This window comes from Rhodopirellula sp. MGV, from assembly GCF_002251265.1.
Taxonomy (GTDB): domain Bacteria; phylum Planctomycetota; class Planctomycetia; order Pirellulales; family Pirellulaceae; genus Stieleria; species Stieleria baltica_A.
In genome coordinates this window covers 83,636-103,473 of sequence record NZ_NPDI01000028.1, presented here as the reverse complement: position 1 = coordinate 103,473, position 19,838 = coordinate 83,636, and the positions used below count along the sequence as shown (strand labels likewise).

Sequence of the window (19,838 nt, the reverse complement as noted above, 5' to 3'; positions counted from 1 at the left end):
TTGGATCGTGAGGCCCATGCGGTTTGTTTTGGATGATCATTTTCCCGGTTTTCACGATCTCGGGTCGCTCGATTGGCCCGATCCGATCAGACTACCGTAAGCTGTGCGAACCACGAACAGAGAAAGAATTTTGTATCGGAAATACTTTTCGTTGCGATGCCGATTGGAGGCCATTGAGTAAACGATGACGACGATTGTTGGAACACAACAAGAGGCGGGTGACGCCAGGGAACGTCTTCGCGACGAACGTCAGCACGAGCGCGCCAAGTTAAAGGTCAGCCGATTTGATTCGGTGACCTCGCTGTTCCTTGCGCTGATTCTTTTTCTCGGTGCATTTGTCTTGATGATGTTCATCGTTTGGCTGTTAAGCGGTGAGCCAAAAGTGAAAGCGATTGAACCAATCATCGAAAACCCTCCAGGGCGGGGCGAGAACCCCGAAGGTTTCGAGCGCGACTTCGAACCGCCAGGTGCTGAAGAAGTCGAAGACCTGATGGAACCGACGCTGGCCGACACGATCGAAGCGGTCACTGATGCGGTCAGTAGCGTCGCCGCTTCCTTAACAACGTCCAATACCAACGCGACCGCATCGACCCAGGGCACCGGAAAAGGCGACAGTCGCCCCCCCGGACCAGAAGGCGAAGGCGATGACATCATCGGACGTTGGGAACGCTGGGAGCTAACGTTTAATGCGAAAGGTAAAAAGGACTACGCCCGTCAGCTCGATTTCTACAACATCCAACTTGCCGCCTTCGGTGGCGGTGGTCCCAACGTCATCGACATGGCATCGAACCTTTCCAGCTCGCCGAAGAAGTCTGTCAACCAAGACCCCAAAAGCGAAGAACGGCTGTACTTCTCGTGGAAACTCTCCAACCCCCTGATGCAGTTCGACCGCCAACTGCTTGGCGAAGCCGGCATTGCTTATTCCGGCCGGAACGTGATCCGATTCATTCCAAGCGAATTGGAAAATGGATTGGCTCAAATGGAAAAGGAATACTGCGAACGCAAGGGCAAGAAGTTTCCACACGACATCGCCAAAACCGTGTTCGAAAGCAGTGCCGAAGGCAACGGGTTTGCCTTTAGCATCGTCAGTCAACGATACCGCGTTGGCCGCTAGCAGCCTTCGCATCGGCGCATGGCAATCGACGACATCCATCAAACCACCACACTACAACTCAACCTTCTCTCGTTTACCTCAGGAAGCCGACTTCAATGATCGCTGAGATCTCTTTGTTTAGCATCATCGCCAACGGGACGTACTTCGCACTCGCGGGCGTCGCACTTTGGGGCTTGTACTGCATCGTGGTCGTATGGAACCGCGTCGGTCAGAAACGATTCAAGACCGAAGAAGAACAGGACCAGTTCATGGACGACATCGAGCAACTGCTCAGCAAAGGCGACTTCGAAGGCGCGTTGGAATACTGCGACGGCGACACCCGTGCGGTCCCGCAGATGATCGAACTCGCCGTGAACCATCGCCAACTTGGCTACAAACGTGCCCGCCGGGCGATGATGGATCGCTTCCAACGTGATGTTCTTAGCGATTTGGAATACCGCCTCAGCTGGATCAGCACTGTGATCAAGAGCGCTCCCATGATCGGACTGTTCGGTACGGTTTTCGGGATGATGGGTGCGTTCCAAACGTTGGCAACCGCGACGTCGGTCGAACCCAGCAAGCTTGCCGGTGACATCCAGTTGGCACTGATCACGACCGCCAGCGGTTTGGCGATCGCGATCCCACTGATGCTGCTGGTTGCCAACTTGAATATCAAGATTGCCAAAATGGAAGACTTGGTCGGCTCCGGTTTGGCTCGCTTCTTCGAAGCATTCAAAACGGGTTTGGCTCGCACCGGAGGTCAGGTGTAAGCGATGGCTGATGACATGATCGACGACGACGGTGATGACGACTTCGCAATGCCACGGAAAAGCCGTGACAGCGAAGAAATGGACATCACACCGATGATCGACATCACGTTCCTGTTGCTGATTTTCTTTGTCGTGTGCAGCAAGATGGATCCGACGCAAATGGGCGATATTCCTGAAGCCCAGAACGGTGTCGCGATCAGCGCCAAGGACTCTGCCGTCGTCTTTATCGAAGCCGCCGGTAAAGACAAAGTGATCCTGAAACGGATCGATGGCAGCGAATTTAGTGCCGACGAAGAACTGCAAACCGCAGAGATCGTCGAATACGTCGGCAAGGAACTAAAAAGCACCATGGGACGCGAAAAGAACCACGTCATGATCATGGGTGATGGCGAGGTCAAAGTTGGCGAAGTGACCCGCGTGCAGAAGATCATCGGCGACGCATTCGAGGATATCACGTCAACTTACATTGCCGTCAAAGAGTTGTAACCGTTCGTCGTCAACCGCGCCCGCAATAGCCAGATTTGCTCGATACACGGCGTGCCTGTAATCACTCCGTCTGTCAGCACGCTGTCCGCCAACACTCGATCCGTCCTAAACCACTCTTCAACTTATGTCGATTCCTGTCACCTGCCCGCAGTGTGGAGCCATCAACAAGGTCAACGATTCGTTGGCCGGTCGACGCGTGCGCTGCCCCGAATGCGATACCGCAGTCCATGTGCCGGAACCCGAGGCCGCGATCGAGGTTGAGGCGATTGACGTCGACGTGATCGAAGCCGAACCCGTGGTCGCGGCAGCGCTCTCTGGTCAATCCGGCGTGCCCTCCACACCAACGCCGATCGCCTCCGTGCCGGTGACCGATGCGAACGTCGCCCTCGCCGACCTGGATGAAGACGACGACGAGGAAGTCCTTAAACGCAAACCGCGCGACGAAGAAGAACTCGACATGACGCCCATGGTCGATGTGACGTTCTTGTTGCTCATCTTCTTTATGGTGACGGCCGCCTTCAGTTTGCAAAAATCCATTCAAATGCCGCGTCAGCAAACCGACGCTCCCAGTACCACCGTTGTCGAACAAGAAGAAGAAGACCTGACGCCGATCGAATTGCAGGTCGACGAATACGGGTCATTCCTCGTCTTGGCCGCCGACTGGCAAGAAGAAACGCCCGGGAAACAGAACTTGATCAGCACGCTGAAGCGGGCCAACACCGGTGGCCCGATGCGGTTGGTGATCAAAGTCCACGAGATGTGCAAATTGCAATTCCTCGTCGACGCCATGGACGCCGGCACCATCGCCGGCTTCACCGAAACTCAAGTGACCCAGGTAGAAGAATTCGATTGACGCAGCCTTCGAATTTCTGCCCTAGCGTTTCACAACCAATCTTCGAACCGAACTTTTCGCTTTTCCTTTGACATACAACGATGCTTGCTAACGAACTGATCGACCAGCTGGAACGACGCGGTTTGCTCGATCAAGAAATCATTGACGCCCTACGCGAACAGTTAAAATCCGGTGGCGCAAACGTCACCCCGGAAGCGGTTGCGAAGTTGCTGGTCGACAACGGTCAGTTGACGCGATTTCAAGCCACTAAACTGATTGGCGAATTACGCAGCAGCGACTATCCCGATGAGTCCGCCATTGCCGCCGAAGTCGTCGAAGACGATCTGATCGAAGGCATGGACGCGATCGAGGTGGAGCCGATTGAAGTCGAAGCCGAGCCCGTCGAAGTCTTCGCCGAACCGATCGAAGCCGAAGCGGTTGCCGTCGATGCGTCCCCGGTTGGCACTCCCTCCGCCGCGAGCAGCGAAGATGTCCTCGGCGGCGACTTTCCACGTGAACGGTCCTCGTCCAGCCGCATCCGTCGCCCGGTGCCTGAGAAAAGCCAGTGGGACTCGTTCAAAATCTATGGTTTTCTTGGCATCATCGGTTTCCTGATCATCTCCGGCGGGGCACTGTTCTTTCTGCTACGACGTGGCGACGCTGACGACCGCATCAAGATCGCCAACGATCTGTACGACAATCAAAACTACACCGGCGCCCAAGACAGCTACCTCGACTTTTTGGACGCCTTCGGCGAAGCCAACGAATACAGTTCGTTAGCCCGCACCCGGATCGCGATGACGCAGCTGTACCGTGCCGAAGGGAACTCGGACCCGACCTACGCGACGCAAGTGGCAAAGGAGATTCTGCCGCCGATTGAACCCGAAGAAGGACTGAACGAAGAACGCGGAAACCTGGCCGCTTTGTTGGTCAAGATCGCTGAGAACATCGCGGGCGAAGCGGCCGACAAACAGGAGACCAGCGAAAAACGAGAACTACTTGAAGCACTCGATCGGCAGATGGAACTGACCGAAAATCCGAACTACATGACCGGCGTCTTGCGAACCACTTTGTCCGGGCGTTTGAAGGCAATCAGCGAAGAACGCGAGCGTGTTGTCCGCGACATCACTCGCAACGAACGACTGGACGCGGCGGTCGCCGAGATGACGGAGCTGCTGAGCCAAAAAAACACCAAGGCCGCCTACGACGTGCGATTCGACTTGCTACGTGCGTTCCCAGAACTCGCCGACAATGAACGACTCGTCAAGCTGATTCGAGAAGCGAGCGATATCCAACAAGGCTTGGTCGAATCCAGTTCCAAGCTTCCTGAATTGATCGCCCCAGAACCGGAATCGAAGATCAAACCGATCGTATTGACCGCGCGTTCGGGTGATCGTGCGATCGACCTTCGCGATGAAGTCCTGTTCTTCCGTGCTAAAGGCAGTGTCCTGGCATTCAACGGCGAAGACGGAAGCCTGCTGTGGCGACGCTATGTCGGTGACTCACTATCGCACAGCCCGACGCGGCTGGACGAAGGCGAGGCCGTCTTGCTGAGTGAATCGGCGGCGTTGGCAATCAACCGTTGTGACGGACGGTCAGGTAAAATCGACTGGCGATTGCAAATCGGCGAGGAATTCAATCAGCCGGTGGTTGAACGCGATGACGTCTTTATCGCCACCAAGAGCGGCCGACTGATTTCCGTCGACGCGACAACCGGCGATGCGAAGTGGGCCGAGTCGATTCCGCAGATCCTTGAAACCGGTCCCGGCATCGACGATCGCAATTCGGTGATGTATCTGCCCGGTGATCACAGCAACCTTTATGTACTACGCCGGAACAATGGCGAGAGTGTCGAAAGCTATTACCTCGGTCACGCCCAAGGCACGATTCTAGTGCCCCCGCAGCCGTTGCTCGGCCATCTCTTTGTGGTCGAGAACAAAGGCTCGGATTACTGCCTGGTACACGTACTCGGGGTCAACGAAAACGGAACCGGGATTCACCAAGCACAAACCCCTTTCCGATTGCGTGGCAACGTGATGGTCGCACCAATCGTCGTCGACCAACGCCGCATGGTGGTCCTGACCGACTTGGGTGAGATCGCTGTCCTTGATGTCGAACCAAGCATCGAAACCGACAAGGTCTCGGTCGTTGCCAAGCTGCCCGCTTCGTTCAGCCATCCGACTCTGACACAGATGGCTGTCGGACGGAGCCAAATGTGGACGACGGGTGACCGAATCGGACGCTATGAATTGCAAGTCAACCGCGGTCGCGTGATCTCGGACTGGACGAAAGACTCCGGTGACAAGTTCTTCGGACAGCCGTTGATCATCGGCGACGCGCTCGTCCATGCCCGACAGCTTCGTGGTACCTCCGGAGTCCGAGTGTCCGCTGTTGACCCCAAGACCGGTGACGAATTCTGGCGAAACGATATTGGCGCCCCAGTCGCAATGCTGCGGCGTGCCGAAACCGGCATTCATGCGATGACCACGCAAGCGGCATTGTTCGAACTGGATCGCTCGGCAATCGAAAGTGGTGCGACACGCAACCCGATCGAAAACGTCGGCGGTTCGGGCGTGATCATGCGATTCGAAAACCCATTGCCGATCGACGATCAACGCAGCGTATTGCTCAACAAGGCGACCAGTGACGGTGGCAAGCGGGTCATCGTTTATGACCCCACACGGCCGCAGGAGAAGATTCGCTTGGTCAGTCTGAATCTGTTATCCGGACACCCCAACGGATCAGGAATCGCTGTCGGCAAAGGCGTCTTCCTGACGCTCGATAACGGCCGTGGCGTTTACATGGACTATCTGACCGGATCACAAATCGGCAGCCCATTCCAACCCTTCAGCACACCGGGTGATCAAGTCAAATGGACCAACAGCATCGCCCTGAAAGACGACCCGACACAAATCGTTGTCGCCGATAGCCGCAAAGGCTTGTACCGCGTGCGTGTAGGCGACCGAATCACAAAGCTTACCGACATCCAATTGCCCAGCGAACCGCTGGGAACCATCGCCGGGATTAACGGCAGCGTGATTTTGGCGATCGCCGGCCCGGCATCGGATATGATCCAAGGCCGTGACATCAACTCGCTTCAAGAAAAGTTTCAACTATCACTCGAAGGACGCGTGATCTGGGGGCCAGTTGCTGCCGGTGATCAAGCCATCGTGATGACTGACGACCATACGTTGCACGGCATTTCCATCGAAGGCCAACCGACGTTCAGTGTCTCCGTCCCCAAAGGCATCCCTGTCGGCGAGCCTTTGATTCATGAAGGGCAAATGATATTGGCGGCCGACTCCGGGTGGGTCGTTTCCATCGATCAAGCATCTGGTCAGTTGCAAGGGATCACCGAATTACGGCAACCGTTCTCGGCAACGCCGTTGGCACTCGGCCAACGATTGCTTGTCCCCGGTGCCGAAGGTGTGGTTTATGTAATTGATATTCCCAACGGGGGAGTCAATTGATGAGTCGTTTCAAACTATCCGTTCGTATCACAGCGCTAACGCTGGCATTCGCCGGGTTCGCCATCGGGATGGGATTCACCAAGACGGCATCAGCACAATTGCTGACTTACGCCGAATCCGGTGCTCCTGAAGATCCCGGGCTTGGCCTGCTGCAAGAAAGTCCGCACGACATCATCTATTTCACCCCAGAAGCCGGCGGCGGTTGGGCGAAAACCCGATTGATGACCTTTCGTGAAATGCCTTCGGTGGCCGCCCAGAAAGGAACGCTGCGATTTCAAATCCTGGGGATCGAATCCGATGAGTTCATCGCCAAGTGGAAAGACATTGATCGCATCGATTTTTGGGAAACGCGACTTGAACGCGAAGTCGCCGAACGCATCGCGCGAGAAGACTTTGTTGGTGCTTATCCGTTTCTGTCGATTCTGATCCGTGATTACCCGCGACGACCAGGCTTGAAGGAACTCCGATGTGATTTTCTGTGGCGGAATGCGATTCAACGTGCCCGCGGTGATCAGCGTGCCGAATCGTTGGCAATGCTCGAAGAATTGCATCGCTATGACTCGCGGTTCAAACAGTCCAACGTCCTAAAAGCAATCAGTGGCATTACCAACGGATTGATGGACTCGATGGTCGAGGAAGGCGAACTCGATGGCGCTCAGCAGTTACTCGCACGGTTGAAAAGCGACTACGCCGACTACAGTTTGGACGCGATCACGAAATGGGACGACGAGTTCCTTAAGATGGCACTCGAAAAACGCACGGAAGCCATCGCCGCCGTGCGCGCCAAAGACTACCGCACCGCACGTCGACTCGCACGCGAGAGTCTGTACCTAAAACCAGACATCGAAAACGGAGTCGAACTGGTCAAGAAGATCGACGAGATCTATCCCTTGATCACCGTCGGCGTGCTCCAAGCGGCGCGTGTTTATGATCCGGTCCGTCTCGATAACTGGGCCGCCCGCCGTACTGGACGTCTGCTTTATCGCAACCTTTTCGAAATCCAAGGCGCCGCCCCTGAAGGCGGTGAGTATGACTTTCTATTTGGCGATACGGAAACGAATCCAGATCGCACGGAACTGGAACTGCAGCTCGAAACAGACAAACTGCCGTCGCCATTGAACCGCATCGAAGTCGATGTGCTGGCGGACCGTATTGCCCAGCGTGCCCTTCCCGATTCTGACACGTACTTTTCGCCTTGGGCGGCCTCCGTCGTTGGAATCGGTATCGATGGCCCGCAACGCGTCCGCTGTTTGCTGCGACGCCCCCACGTGTTGCCGACCTGTTTGTTGCAACTGAACGTCGATGCGAGCTGGTTTGGTGGTGAAGTCGGTGGCCCGACCGGCGACTACTTCGTCGAGTCGCTCGACGATAATGAAACGCGATTCATGTTGACCGACGAGGCGCGACGTGGAAGCAGCGATGAATCCAAACCTCGCGAAATCGTTGAGGTTCGTTGCCAATCCGGAAGTGACGCGGTTTCCAAATTGCTTTCTGGCGAAGTCGACGTATTGGACCAGTTGTTCCCGGCCGACGCGATCGCGCTAAAACAACGCCGCGAAATCAAAGTCGTCGAATATCCTTTGCCGACGATCCACATGCTGGTGCCGTGCTCGGACCACGCCTTTATTCAAGACAAAAACTTCCGACGCGCGTTGCTCTACGGGATCAACCGCGATGACATTTTGAACGGCGAGTTGCTCGAGAACAAACGCTTCGACGGTTGCCGTGTCCTCAGTGGACCGTTCCCCGCCGGGCTCAGCCAAGAAGACCCGTTGGGATATGCGTACGACGCCAGCATTCTGCCTCGTCCGTTTGAACCCAGCTTGGCGAAACTTCTTAAACAGTTGAGCATCAACCTGAAAGCTGCCGAGGCGGAACGCAAGAAAGAACCGCCGCCGACGCTGGAAAAGATTCGCTTGGCGTTCCCCGCCGACAACCTTTCACGTGTCGCCTGCGAAGCGATCAAGAGCCAATGGCAATTGATCGGTCTCGAAGTGGAACTCGTGCAACTGCCAATCGGCGAAACATATCCGGCACCGGACACCGCGGACTTGGTTTACACCTCTGCCGCGATCTGGGAGCCGATCATTGACGCGCGTCGATTGCTCGGCCCAAACGGTCTTGCCAAAAGCGAAGACCAACTCGTCGGACTGGGCCTACGACGCCTGGAAGAAGCACTCAACTGGAAAGACGTCCGTGATCGCTTGCTCGACTTGCACGCGATCTCTCATCACGAGCTTCCCGTGCTGCCGCTTTGGCAAATGGTCGAATCGTTTGCGTATCGCAGGTCGCTGACCGGTATGGGCAACCGAATCGTTTCTCTCTACCAAAACGCTGGCAATTGGAGGCTGGAACATTGATCGGTAACAATTTGATGGGCCGAAGCAAGTTCGTATGGCTGACACCAATTGCCGCGTTAGCGTTTGCACTTGTGATGCCAACGCTGGAAACGGTCGCACAAGACGACACCGAAGAAATCCTATCGGACGAAACGGGCGAAGGCGGCGAGGATGAATCCGGGTTCCTGAAGGAAGAACTGCCTTGGGATTACTCGCCCTATAAGGTCCTGATCTGGGTCGCTTCACGCGACACGCGGTACAACGCCGATTCGCTACGTGAACCGTTGCTCGAACACCTCGATCGCGATTTCTTTTCGATCTGGCAAACCGACGTTGCCGATGCGCCAACACCGGTCTCCACGGCCGCGTTTCGTTCGATGGACGAAATGACCTATGACTCGATCGCATCATCCGATCCTGTCATCGCCGTGAAGCGTGACCACAAAGACGCCGTACGGATTCAGTCCGTCGCCAGCTTGCGCAGCTACGTTTCGTCGATTCTGGCCACCGAAGGCCTAATGAACTTGGTCAAGAAACGAGCCGCTGAGGGTGGCGACATCACACTTGGCGGGACAGACTCGTTGCTGACACCGGTCGAAACCGATCCCGAGCGTCTGGTCGAACGCTGGGCGGATCCGAACACCGAAGCGATGCTGGTCAGTCGCGGCAGGGCGACGCTACTTGATAAGCCAAAAGCAAAAATGCTTTCTTTGCCGATCAACGACCTGATCACCAAAGCGGTTGACCAATACGACAAGATCTTCATCGTCCGAATCGCTGACGAAGAAGGCATCACGACCGTTTCGTCTGTCGAGATGGAAACCTTGATGCGTTCGTTTGGCCCCGTCGTGAGCGCACCTTACTTGACCTCGGTCGACCTGCCTGGCGTGATCGCCTACACCGTCACAGAAAGCTTTTCGCCGATGGTTCGTATCGATAACGCCGGCACCCAATCAGCCACAGCAATGATTCGCGCATCGCGTCTGATTACCAGCAGCGATTCGCCTGCGGATATTTCTGTTGGCGACGTCCTACAGCCAATGATTCGCAAGAACGACCGCAACGGAAAACCGATCGCTATCGGGCCGATCGAGTGGGCCTACTTGCTCGCCACAGAACGAGATGGTCCCAACGTCAAAATGGATTTTTATTCCGGCATGGCTGGCGGATTGTCAGGTCGCGCGAACAAACGCACGTTCAAAATGGCCCGATTACTGAAGCCACAATTGCCGAGCACAACCCTGCGTTTGCATGCCAAGGGAGATCCAGAGCAGCCACTGATCGGCTACGAACTCTACCAGCGAGAACTGCAGGGCAAATCAATGACTTTCGTCGGACGGACCGATTGGAACGGTCGACTGGTCATTCCCCACACCGATGATCCGCTGCGATTGCTGTATGTGAAAAACGGGGGTGCCGTCCTCGCACGTCTCCCGCTCGTCCCTGGCAACACGCCGCTGGAAACTGCTGACCTAACCGGTGATGACATTCGCTTGCAAGCGGAGGCTTACATCCGTGGCGTACAGAACGCGATCATCGACTTAGTTGCGATTCGAAAACTGTTCGCGGCGCGAATCCGGATGCGGCTTCGAAACGGAGAACTCGAAGAAGCCGAAAAGATGCTTACCGACCTTCGTGACCGTCCTACGAACGAAGAACTCGCCAACGACATGGGCCGGAAACAAGGTCAGTACTTGAAAGAGATTGGGAACCGAAATGCGAACCAGCGTCGCAAAGTTGACTTGATGTTCAAGGAAACGCGTGAAATGCTGGGCAAGCAAATCAACCCGACCATCATTCGTGAATTGGAATCGGATCTCACCGCCGCACGCAACAACGGCGGCAAGCTACCCCCGGCGCCCGAAACGGACGCCGCGGAGTAGAGACAAGTAGGAATCGATTGCTGTGCTTCCATTCTTGTTGCTCGCCGCTTTTATCTTGTGCATCGTTTACCCTTGGGTTCGCAGCCAAGAGAAACGCGAGAAAACGCGGCGGCGACAACGGCACCAACGCTTGATGAAAATTGGTGCCGAAACAAAGCCTTCGATAGACGAATTCGATTCGCCGATCGACGAGTCGAATTCGAGACCTGACCCAAATCAGTCACACTGATTGATCGCGTCGTCGCCCAAGCCTTCGGGGCCCAACGGGTCATTGGTCACCGCAATCTTGTCAATCTTTGCACCGTTCTCCCGATGCGCAAGCGTCAACGTGTGCTCACCTGGTCGTAATGCCGCATTGGCAAGTTGCACCCACTGCCAACCGACCGTTTGCAAGCCGTTCGCCGCAGCGTAGGTGGAACCATCAACGCTCACCCAAAACGAGTCATCGTCGGCACTGGGACAATCGACGCGTGCAAAGACGTAGTACTTGCTGCTTTGCGTTACCTTGAACGTTAGTTGAATTTGCCCGTCGCTATCGCGTTGAGGTGCCTGCAACTGATTGTCACCTGCCGCAACCACGATCGCTTTGCCGCCAGAAGCGTCTTTGTCGTCAAGAAGCTCCCAAGGTGTAGTAGCCACTAGGCACTCGACCTCAAACGATTGCGATTCGACTTGGGAAATATCGGGTTCAGGATACGTCGACTTTCCAGTTAACCAACCGTCATACCAGTGAACGTACTCGACGTTGGGAAATGGATGCTTGGTGAAATCGGTTTCCGTTTCCTCCATGCCAAGCAAAAATCGGTCCACGAAGGCTTCCACCTCAGGGCGTTGGCTATCGGGCAATCGGCAATGCGGATGACCACCGACAATCGAAAAACCGAAACGATCTCCGATCCCAAATGCCCGCCAGACTTCGTGGGCTGCTCGACAAGAGACATAACCCGACTCGTCTGCCAACCACTCGTAATCCGGATTGCCGAGCACCAGCAGCGCGCGTGGAGCGACCATCGCCATCAATTCGTGATGGTCGTAGGGCAACTTGGTCACACGCCGCGCGAATTGAAACATGTCCTCGCGGAACCATGCACGACTCGTCTTTCCGAGCGTTTCAACATTGCCCAGTGTTTCCGATACGCGCCAAGCCGCCGCCCCACCACCGCCAGATTCCTGTGCGATGGTCAACGCGATCCGTTCGTCCAATGCCCCAGCAAACAAAGCCATCTTTCCGGCAAACGAACACCCGGTAATGCCCAGGTGCTTCAAGTCGATCGGTAAATCATCTTTGACAAGTTCCAATCCGTCAATCAAACGACTGACACCCCAAGACCAGGCGCAATACGCGCCCATCGAGACCTGATCCGGATACAAACGATTAATCGGCTCTTTTCCACGAGTCTGCGTATGCGACATCACCTGACCGAAATTGAACGGGATCTGTGCGATGTCACGGTCTGCAAAAATATCCGTCGGCAGGCTTCCACTTCCCCTTCCGATCCCAATGACTGCGGGGAAAGGACCATCGCCGGACGGCAGCACAATTTTGGAAGTAAGCGTCAATGTCTGTTCATTGACGGTTACTTCGACCGTCAATACGCCGTCTTCGAAACGTGCCTTGATTTCCTCCGGACGTGACGGTTTTTCACCAATCCCGTAGTGTTCGATTTCTGCTTTAATCTCGCTACGTCGGCGACTCCAATCGGTGAATGCTGTCGATCGCTCGTTGGTACCAGACCATTGAAATGGGTCCGTCAGTGGTCGATGAACCGGCAAGTCGTTGAACGTTGGCAGTACCGGCTTGGAAAATTCATCACCTGTGTTTTCAACTTGATAGACCAATGGAATGTCTTGCGAGAATCCACTGCTGGCAGAGAGAACCACCGAGAACAGAAAAGCAACGGGCCATTTTTTCATTGCGACGCCTCAAAGAATAGAACGAAGACATCAATTCGTTTCGCCAATCAATTGACGATAACAAGTCTTCAAGCGGCGTTCACGATTGCTCGTTCGGATCGATCAACGATTCCAACATTTCCAATCGTTTCGCTGATTCAGCGGTCAGCTTTGGCAATTCCGACAGACGGCGAAGGTCGCGGTGCAGGTAGTCGACGAACTCGGGATCACGCTTGCGAATCAGAAGTGGCCCAAAGTGCAGTGCCACGTCTTGGTCGATCTGAGCATACGCCGGATCGACACATCCGCTTGCCGCATCGGCATCATGATACCTATCGAATCGCATCATCATGTACGGATGACGATCCATCACAAATGCCTCGTCGACCAATTGATATCCCGATCGAATTGCCCAACGGCGGACGGAGTCGGTGTGGTCATTCGCGGCAACGATCACACAACACGGAACTCGTTCGGGATAGGCCTCCAGCAAATTGGTCACCAGACGTCCGCCCATTCCACAAAGGCTGACGCTGTTCGCTTCGCCTTGGACAAGTCCTTCGAACCCGTCAGCCAATCGAACCTCGGCATTTAAACCAGCCAATGTCCTGCGACTGTTTTCGTACGGCGGGGGCGTTTTTTCAATCGCGATTCCGCGTTCGATGGATTCCGTTCGCAGCAACCAGCGCAGCAAGTACGCATGATCCGAACCGATATCGACATGCACACCGTACGGAATCAACTCTGCCACTGCGGCGAGCCGTCGCCCCAACGAGTTCACGAATCGCCGTCTTGCTGGAAACCTTTCCAACGCACAAATCCTTCGATGGCTTGATACTGGGCCAATCCCAGTCGGTCATAGATGTTTGCGGTCAAGGCGTTTCGGGCCTCCGCACGCTGCCAGAACTCTCTGGCATCGGAACCGGGAAACAACGCCCGGTCTTTTTGCGATTCGTGTTTGAATATCGCGTCGCGTTTTCGATCGACTTCTTGTGGGCTCAGTGGGACCGCCATTTCGATTTCATGGGGTGCCCATTCTTGCCACGCACCGCGGTACAACCAAATCACCGTGGACTGGAACCAATCGTCGTGACGGCAAACTTCGCAAGCGGCAAAGATAATATCGATACAAACACGGTGCGTTCCGTGTGGATCGCTTAAGTCGCCGGCGGCATAAATTTGATGTGGTTTAATCGAGCGCAGCAAGTCGACGGTGATTTGGATGTCTTCTCGACCGAACGGATTTTTCCGCACCTTGCCGGTTTCATAGAACGGCAAATTCAAGTAGTGCAATCGTTCGTCACGCACGCCACAAACACGAGCCCCGGCTGCGGCTTCGCCTCGGCGGATCAGGCCTTTCAATTGCTGAACTTCACTGATATCGATACTGCCAGACTGTTTGTTCTGCAGGGCGTCGATCATCTTGGACGTCAATTGCCGACAAGGCTCCGTCAAAATGTCGTACTGCTCACAAAAATCGACGACGAATTCGGCAAACCGCAGTGCGTCACCATCGAAGACCGCTAAGTTGCCTGACGTTTGGTAAGCAACATGGACTTCGTGACCTTGGTCAGCCATTCGCGTTAGTGTGCCGCCCATCGAGATCACGTCATCGTCTGGATGCGGCGAAAACAGAATCACCCGTTTCGGAAACACGGTATTGGGTTGATTGGGTTTTCCGGCGGGCCAACCGGTAATCGTGTTCTGTAGGTACCGAAACACACTCAAGTTGATTTCGTACGCCGATCCATACTCGGCGAGCAAACTTTGCAAGCCGTTGTTGTTGTAATCGGTGTCGGTCAACATGAGGACCGGCTTTTCGATCGATTGGGACAAGGCAATCACAGCTCGACGTACCAGCTTGTCATCCCAGTGGACTTCATCGACAAGCCACGGCGCTCGGAACTGTTCCAGGTTTGCTGCCGCGGCGCTATCGAGAAAGAACTCGACATCGTCATGCTGCTGCAAAAACGTTGCGGGGACTCGCGCCGCAACTTCACCCTCGACTGCGCGGGCGACGATCGACGCCTTGCCTTCGCCAAACGCAAGCAGAATGATCCGTCTGGCGTCTAGGATCGTCCCAACCCCCATCGTGATGGCGCGACGTGGAACGTTTTCGACACCAAAGAAATTACTGGCCGCGTCGATTCGCGTGATCGCGTCCAGCGTGATTGGCCTTGTTCGCGAATCGGTCCCGGAACCCGGCTCATTGAAACCGATGTGTCCGGTGCGTCCGATGCCAAGCAACAGCATGTCGATGCCGCCAAGCTTTTCGATACGTTTTTCAAACCGGACACAATATTCGGCCAGTTGCTCCTGCTCGGTCGTCCCGTCGGGGATGAAGGTGCGGTCTTTTGGAACGTCAACATGATCGAGCAAATGCTCGTTGATGAAACGCACATGGCTTTGCAGACTTTCGGCCGACATCGGCAAAAATTCGTCCAGCACGCACACCGCGACGTTTGCAAACGACAAGCCCTGCTCTTGATGCATACGGACCAGCGCCGAATACACGTTGACGACGGTCGATCCGGTCGCCAGTCCCAACACGCAGGTGCGTCCTTCGGCGGCGCGACTTCGTACCAAGGTTGCGATTTCGAGTGCGGCCGCTTCGCTCGCATCACGAGCTTCGGGAAAGACCCGATAGGGGATCGATGTCGGAGGCGTCACAAAATTGCCCGCGTGTTTCCGTTTACTAAATGTTTTCATAGAGAGACCAACGTCGCATGTCGGGCCGCCCCAAGCATGCCGGCATCATTCCCCAACGTGGCAAAATCGATCTCGATAGCCGAGCCGATCTGCTGGAGCGACAAACGAACAGTCTCGCTTCGAATGGTATTGAGAAAGTGACGTCCGGTGGAGGTGGCATTGCCGCCAAAGGTTACCGCACCGCCAAGCAACACGACGTCTGGATCTGCGACATGGGACAAGATCGCGATCGCACGTCCCAAGTAAACCGCCGTCTGTCCGACGACCCGCAGCGCGATCGTGTCGCCTTGTTCGGCAGCATCCGCGATCACTTCGGGTGTCAATTCATCCACGCTGTTCAATATCGAATCGTTTGCATCATCAACACCCGATTCAACCATCTCCACCGCCGTTTGTACGATGCCCGCCGCGCCGGCATACGCTTCCAAGTGACCGGGCTTGCCGCAGCCACACACACGAGCGTCGTCGCCATAATTGATCGTGACGTGGCCGATCTCGCCGCCGCATCCGTGCACACCGTTGATCGGTCTGCCGGCAACGATCACTCCACCACCGACACCGGTGCCCAGCGTCAGAAACGTCAAGCTGTCGGCACGATGGTCACCGTAAAACGATTCACCAAGCGCCGCCGCGTTGGCATCATTGATCACCGCGACGGGCCGTTCGAACACGCGTCGCAGCTCCCGATAGAAGCCAATGCCATGCCAGGAACGCAAGTTGGCCGTTTCCATCAGCGTCGCTGTCGCTTCGTCGATTACCCCTGCCATCGCCAATCCAACGGCGTGCAGATGGTCAAAGGACAAACCCAGTTGGTCCAGGCTCTGTTCGGCGAATCCTCGGGCGGCGACAAACGCATCCGCCGGCTGGTCGTAATCGCTGGTGCGGATCGATCCACGTGCGAGCACCTGGTCACCACGCAACAAACCCAGCTTGACGCTCGTGCCACCCAAATCGATCCCCATCACAACCGGATCGGTATCACAGCACGGCTTCTCGATGATGGAACTCGGTTGAATACTCACGTCGCCTGCATTCAGAAAAGGTAATGTAAGCCTCCCAGTTTATTCAATGAACCGTCGCGGGTTCAAAGGCCAAGCCACTGGATGTCGCACCTTTGCAGGAAAACTTTGACACCCCCTGCCCAATCCGAGACGATAGAGTGACCAGTGATTCGTCAATCGCTGCCGACGTCGACATTCCCCAAGCTCGAAACAGGCTATTCGGACCACGGCAATGCTGCTCGAACAAACCCAACTGATCCAAAAAATTCCTATCTGTGGCGGACTCAAACCGGAGACCCTGCGTTTCCTGCTCGAGCAGTCCACTGAAGTCGACTTCGCACAAGGCGAAATTCTGTTTTACGAAGGCGACCCTGGAGACAGCCTGTATGTGATTCGGTCCGGCAGCGTCGTCGTCGAACGTGACTGGAACGGACAAGCAATCGTGCTCGCCCGTGTCGAAACGGGGGGATGTGTGGGCGAGATGTCACTGATCGACTTTCAAAAACGATTCGCGTCCGTTCGTGCGGAAACAGCTTGCAGCACCGTGCGTGTGCCCTACATCGCGTTGTCAAAACTTTGCAAAGTCGACACCGAACAATACGCGATGGTGATGATGAACCTCGGCCGCGAAGTCAGTCGCCGGTTGCGAATCGCCGGCGAACGCCTGTTCCGATACCAACAAGAATTGGGGCAACAGTGGTTCGATGACGAACTACGCTATGACGCCTGACGTGACTCAAGTATTTCGTGTTCGCGATACGGCGAACCGAGGGCAACTGGCATTTATCGAATGATTCGACAGCGTTACGATTGATCCAGCCCGATCGATCACTCGCTTACCCACCTGAGTTCTCATGACGTCCGTGGCCCATGGAGGTCCTTTCGATCCATCCACCGAACTTGCGATCCGCCATCTCACGGATTTGATTCGCTTTCCTTCGGTCAGCTCCGCGAGCAATGTGGACGCGAATGCGCATGTCGCCGCTCTTCTGAAAAGTCTGGGCTTTGCGGTCACCACCTCGCAGTACCAAGACCCCAATGGTGTGACGAAATCGAACTTGGTCGCCGTTCGCCAACCAAGCTCACAATACTCGCCGCAAGATAGCTCGCCAATCGGACTCGCTTACCTTTGTCACACCGACGTCGTTCCGGCACAGTCTTGGAAAGGCCCCACGCCAGCGTCACCGAAGCCAGCGTCACCGAACGCCGATCCTTTTAAAGCAGTTCGAACCGAAGACCGAATCTATGGTCGCGGCGCCTGCGACATGAAAGGCTCACTGGCTGCAATGCTGGCAGCGATTGAACGTGTCCCGCAATCCAAACAGACGGCGCCGCTGTGGGTGGTTTGCACCGCCGACGAAGAAGTCGGCTTCGAAGGCGCCAAACAGCTCGCGCAGCACTGCCCCGCGTTTCAGTCGCTGGTCGCACATGACCCGGTCGCGATCATTGGTGAACCGACCGAGTTGCAAGTTGTCCACGCACACAAAGGCATCGGCGGGATCAAGCTGCACGCAAAAGGCAAAGCCGGGCACAGCGCGACCGCTCTCGGCGTCAACGCGAACGAAGCGATGGTGCCGGTGCTGCAAACGATCTTCGAAATCTGCCAGCGCACCCGAACCGACGAATCGCTTCTTGACGATCGATTTACGCCACCAACCTTGTCTTGGAATTTTGGTGTCAGCGACCACGCTCGCGCGATCAACATTACTCCCGACCGGAGCGATGCCTGGATCAGCTTTCGTACCATGCCCGAGATCGATGGCAAAGCCTTGGTTGCCGAAGTCGCCGAGGTCGCTAAGGCCAACGCCGTTGAAGTTCGAATGATCGATGGCTGTGGTCCGATGTGGACCTCGCCCGACAACCCGCATATCAAATCGATGGAACTGCTTTCACAAAGCCAAGCGAAAACGGTCAGCTACGCGACCGACGGCGGAGTCTGGAATGAACTGAGCCATCGGATGATTATCGGGCCCGGCAGCATTTCGCAAGCTCACACGGTCGACGAATGGATCTCGATCGATCAACTGCAACAGGGCATCGATCTGTACCAGCGCGCGATCGAACACTGGACCTGTGGTTAAACACTGGACATCGGGTCGATCACTATGACGACTGACTTCGCAAGTGCCATCGGATCGAACGCAAAACACCCCGCGATTGAATCCAGATACCGAACCAATCAGTCGCCAAGCTCAATTGCCGCGTCTGCAACCAAGCTGGGTATTCCTCCGCGAACAGGATACAAATACTCAGCATTCTCGCTGACCAATCCCCCCTGCAGGCTTTCGCCAACAAGCTGATCGGAGCGATCGCGTAAGTCCCCCGCTGAAATTTTTTCGTTCAACGCGGTCAGTAGAGAATCGTCCGCCGGATGCAGATTTTGCCCGGTGATCGGGCATCGCACCCACTTCAAAAGCTTTTCGTCGATCATCAATTTTGCAGACCCTGCCGGGTATTGTTCGAGTTGGGTAACAGTTAATCCGATTTTGGGAAGGAAGCAAATCCTGTTCTTGTCTTAAACGAAGGATTGACGCTGGGAAGGAATCCGGCGGGGAGTGAAATCGAGCATGAACGTTCAAAAAACGGAATTGTTGCGTGGGTTGGCAGTTGGATGTGTTGTCGCCGCTAGCATTGCTGGCATCGGCACATCAGCCCATGGACAAATTGTTGCCACCCAAATGAAAGAGGATCCCAACACGGGAGACATCTATCGGGAAACGACCCGCCAGGTCGTCCGTCCGGTCGTGGACGAGCGAATTGAAACCCAAACGTACTATCGGCCGCAAACCGTCAAAGAGACGCGTCCCGAGTATCGGACCAGTTATTCACCGGTCACGCAGATCCACTGGATGCCTTATCTAGAAGGTCGCTGGAACCCCTTCCGCCAACCGACGGTTGCTTACCGCCAGGTCCCTGTGACACATTGGCAAGCCCGCAACGAAGTCGTCGATCGCACCACGTACAGCACCCAATATGTCGCCGAAAAACGCGACGTCCCACACCGCATCACTCGCTACGAAACCAACTACGAAAAAGACCTGCAACTGGTCGCTCGCGGCAATGACCGCCCGCAAGTTGGTTCCGACGTCGCATCGCGTTTGGTGCCCATGAACAATAATGCCAGCAGTCTTGCCAGCGTGCCGGTCAATCGTGCTTCGGTGAGCAACACGCCAGCAGCAATGGTCGCCAGCAACACCGTCGGACGAGCCACCAGCGCGCCGCCGATGCGAAACACCACACAAAGTGGAATGCGGACGAACGTCTTGATGCCGTCAGATCCCTACGCCGCACCAGGCGCGAGCACACCATCCACGATCGCGACCGTCCCTGCGTTCTCGCTGTACCGCTAGCAGCAAACAGCC

General features: G+C 55.6%; 15 protein-coding genes. 10 read left to right on the top strand and 5 right to left on the bottom strand.

Going from position 1 to position 19,838, the window contains the following annotated elements; all coding sequences use genetic code 11:
• Positions 1-184: 184 nt before the first annotated feature.
• The 7 genes from CGZ80_RS09525 (at position 185) to CGZ80_RS09495 (ending at position 10,873) form a co-directional block, all read left to right on the top strand.
• Positions 185-1,114 carry a hypothetical protein gene (locus tag CGZ80_RS09525; protein WP_094413705.1) on the top strand — a complete coding sequence of 310 codons (930 nt, stop codon included), beginning with the start codon at positions 185-187 and terminating at the stop codon, positions 1,112-1,114.
• 95 nt (positions 1,115-1,209) lie between these two features.
• Entirely contained in the window at positions 1,210-1,863 is a 654-nt protein-coding gene (locus CGZ80_RS09520) for a MotA/TolQ/ExbB proton channel family protein (protein WP_094413703.1), read from the top strand.
• 3 nt (positions 1,864-1,866) lie between these two features.
• Positions 1,867-2,349, top strand: coding sequence for an ExbD/TolR family protein (locus CGZ80_RS09515; RefSeq protein WP_094413701.1), 483 nt, complete (start codon positions 1,867-1,869; stop codon positions 2,347-2,349).
• 124 nt (positions 2,350-2,473) lie between these two features.
• Complete coding sequence (locus CGZ80_RS09510) at positions 2,474-3,202, top strand: biopolymer transporter ExbD (RefSeq protein ID WP_094413699.1); 729 nt, start codon at positions 2,474-2,476, stop codon at positions 3,200-3,202.
• A gap of 80 nt (positions 3,203-3,282) precedes the next feature.
• A complete protein-coding gene (locus CGZ80_RS09505; protein WP_094413697.1) occupies positions 3,283-6,651 on the top strand; it encodes a PQQ-binding-like beta-propeller repeat protein in 3,369 nt (1,122 codons plus the stop codon).
• Positions 6,651-9,011, top strand: a complete 2,361-nt coding sequence (locus CGZ80_RS09500; RefSeq protein ID WP_094413696.1) for an ABC transporter substrate-binding protein — start codon at positions 6,651-6,653, stop codon at positions 9,009-9,011. The genes CGZ80_RS09505 and CGZ80_RS09500 overlap by 1 nt, the downstream gene beginning before the upstream one ends.
• A gap of 14 nt (positions 9,012-9,025) precedes the next feature.
• The gene (locus CGZ80_RS09495) at positions 9,026-10,873 is read left to right on the top strand and encodes a hypothetical protein (RefSeq protein ID WP_143543828.1); all 1,848 of its coding nucleotides are present in this window, start codon (positions 9,026-9,028) and stop codon (positions 10,871-10,873) included.
• A 216-nt stretch (positions 10,874-11,089) separates the two neighbouring features.
• On the opposite strand, the gene CGZ80_RS09485 is transcribed toward CGZ80_RS09495, so the two are convergent.
• The 4 genes from CGZ80_RS09485 to CGZ80_RS09470 all read right to left on the bottom strand — a co-directional run bounded on the left by CGZ80_RS09485 (position 11,090) and on the right by CGZ80_RS09470 (position 16,497).
• Positions 11,090-12,787, bottom strand: a complete 1,698-nt coding sequence (locus tag CGZ80_RS09485) for a hypothetical protein (RefSeq protein ID WP_198953662.1) — start codon at positions 12,785-12,787, stop codon at positions 11,090-11,092.
• Between the two features lie 79 nt (positions 12,788-12,866).
• Positions 12,867-13,547 carry a tRNA (adenine(22)-N(1))-methyltransferase gene (locus CGZ80_RS09480; protein WP_158222633.1) on the bottom strand — a complete coding sequence of 227 codons (681 nt, stop codon included), beginning with the start codon at positions 13,545-13,547 and terminating at the stop codon, positions 12,867-12,869.
• Complete coding sequence (locus CGZ80_RS09475; RefSeq protein WP_094413688.1) at positions 13,544-15,475, bottom strand: glucosamine-6-phosphate deaminase; 1,932 nt, start codon at positions 15,473-15,475, stop codon at positions 13,544-13,546. Before CGZ80_RS09475 ends, CGZ80_RS09480 begins: the two co-directional genes overlap by 4 nt.
• Positions 15,472-16,497, bottom strand: coding sequence for an ROK family protein (locus CGZ80_RS09470; RefSeq protein WP_103296429.1), 1,026 nt, complete (start codon positions 16,495-16,497; stop codon positions 15,472-15,474). Before CGZ80_RS09470 ends, CGZ80_RS09475 begins: the two co-directional genes overlap by 4 nt.
• A 211-nt stretch (positions 16,498-16,708) precedes the next feature.
• Here CGZ80_RS09470 and CGZ80_RS09465 point away from each other — a divergent pair, with 211 nt between their 5' ends.
• Both CGZ80_RS09465 and CGZ80_RS09460 read left to right on the top strand, forming a co-directional pair.
• Complete coding sequence (locus tag CGZ80_RS09465) at positions 16,709-17,206, top strand: Crp/Fnr family transcriptional regulator (RefSeq protein WP_094413685.1); 498 nt, start codon at positions 16,709-16,711, stop codon at positions 17,204-17,206.
• 124 nt (positions 17,207-17,330) lie between these two features.
• On the top strand, positions 17,331-18,557 hold the full coding sequence (locus CGZ80_RS09460) for a M20 family metallopeptidase (protein ID WP_094413683.1): 1,227 nt from the start codon (positions 17,331-17,333) through the stop codon (positions 18,555-18,557).
• Between the two features lie 98 nt (positions 18,558-18,655).
• On the opposite strand, the gene CGZ80_RS09455 is transcribed toward CGZ80_RS09460, so the two are convergent.
• On the bottom strand, positions 18,656-18,907 hold the full coding sequence (locus tag CGZ80_RS09455) for a hypothetical protein (protein WP_094413682.1): 252 nt from the start codon (positions 18,905-18,907) through the stop codon (positions 18,656-18,658).
• Between the two features lie 136 nt (positions 18,908-19,043).
• Here CGZ80_RS09455 and CGZ80_RS09450 point away from each other — a divergent pair, with 136 nt between their 5' ends.
• Positions 19,044-19,826, top strand: coding sequence for a hypothetical protein (locus CGZ80_RS09450; protein WP_094413680.1), 783 nt, complete (start codon positions 19,044-19,046; stop codon positions 19,824-19,826).
• The last annotated feature ends 12 nt before the right edge of the window (positions 19,827-19,838 follow it).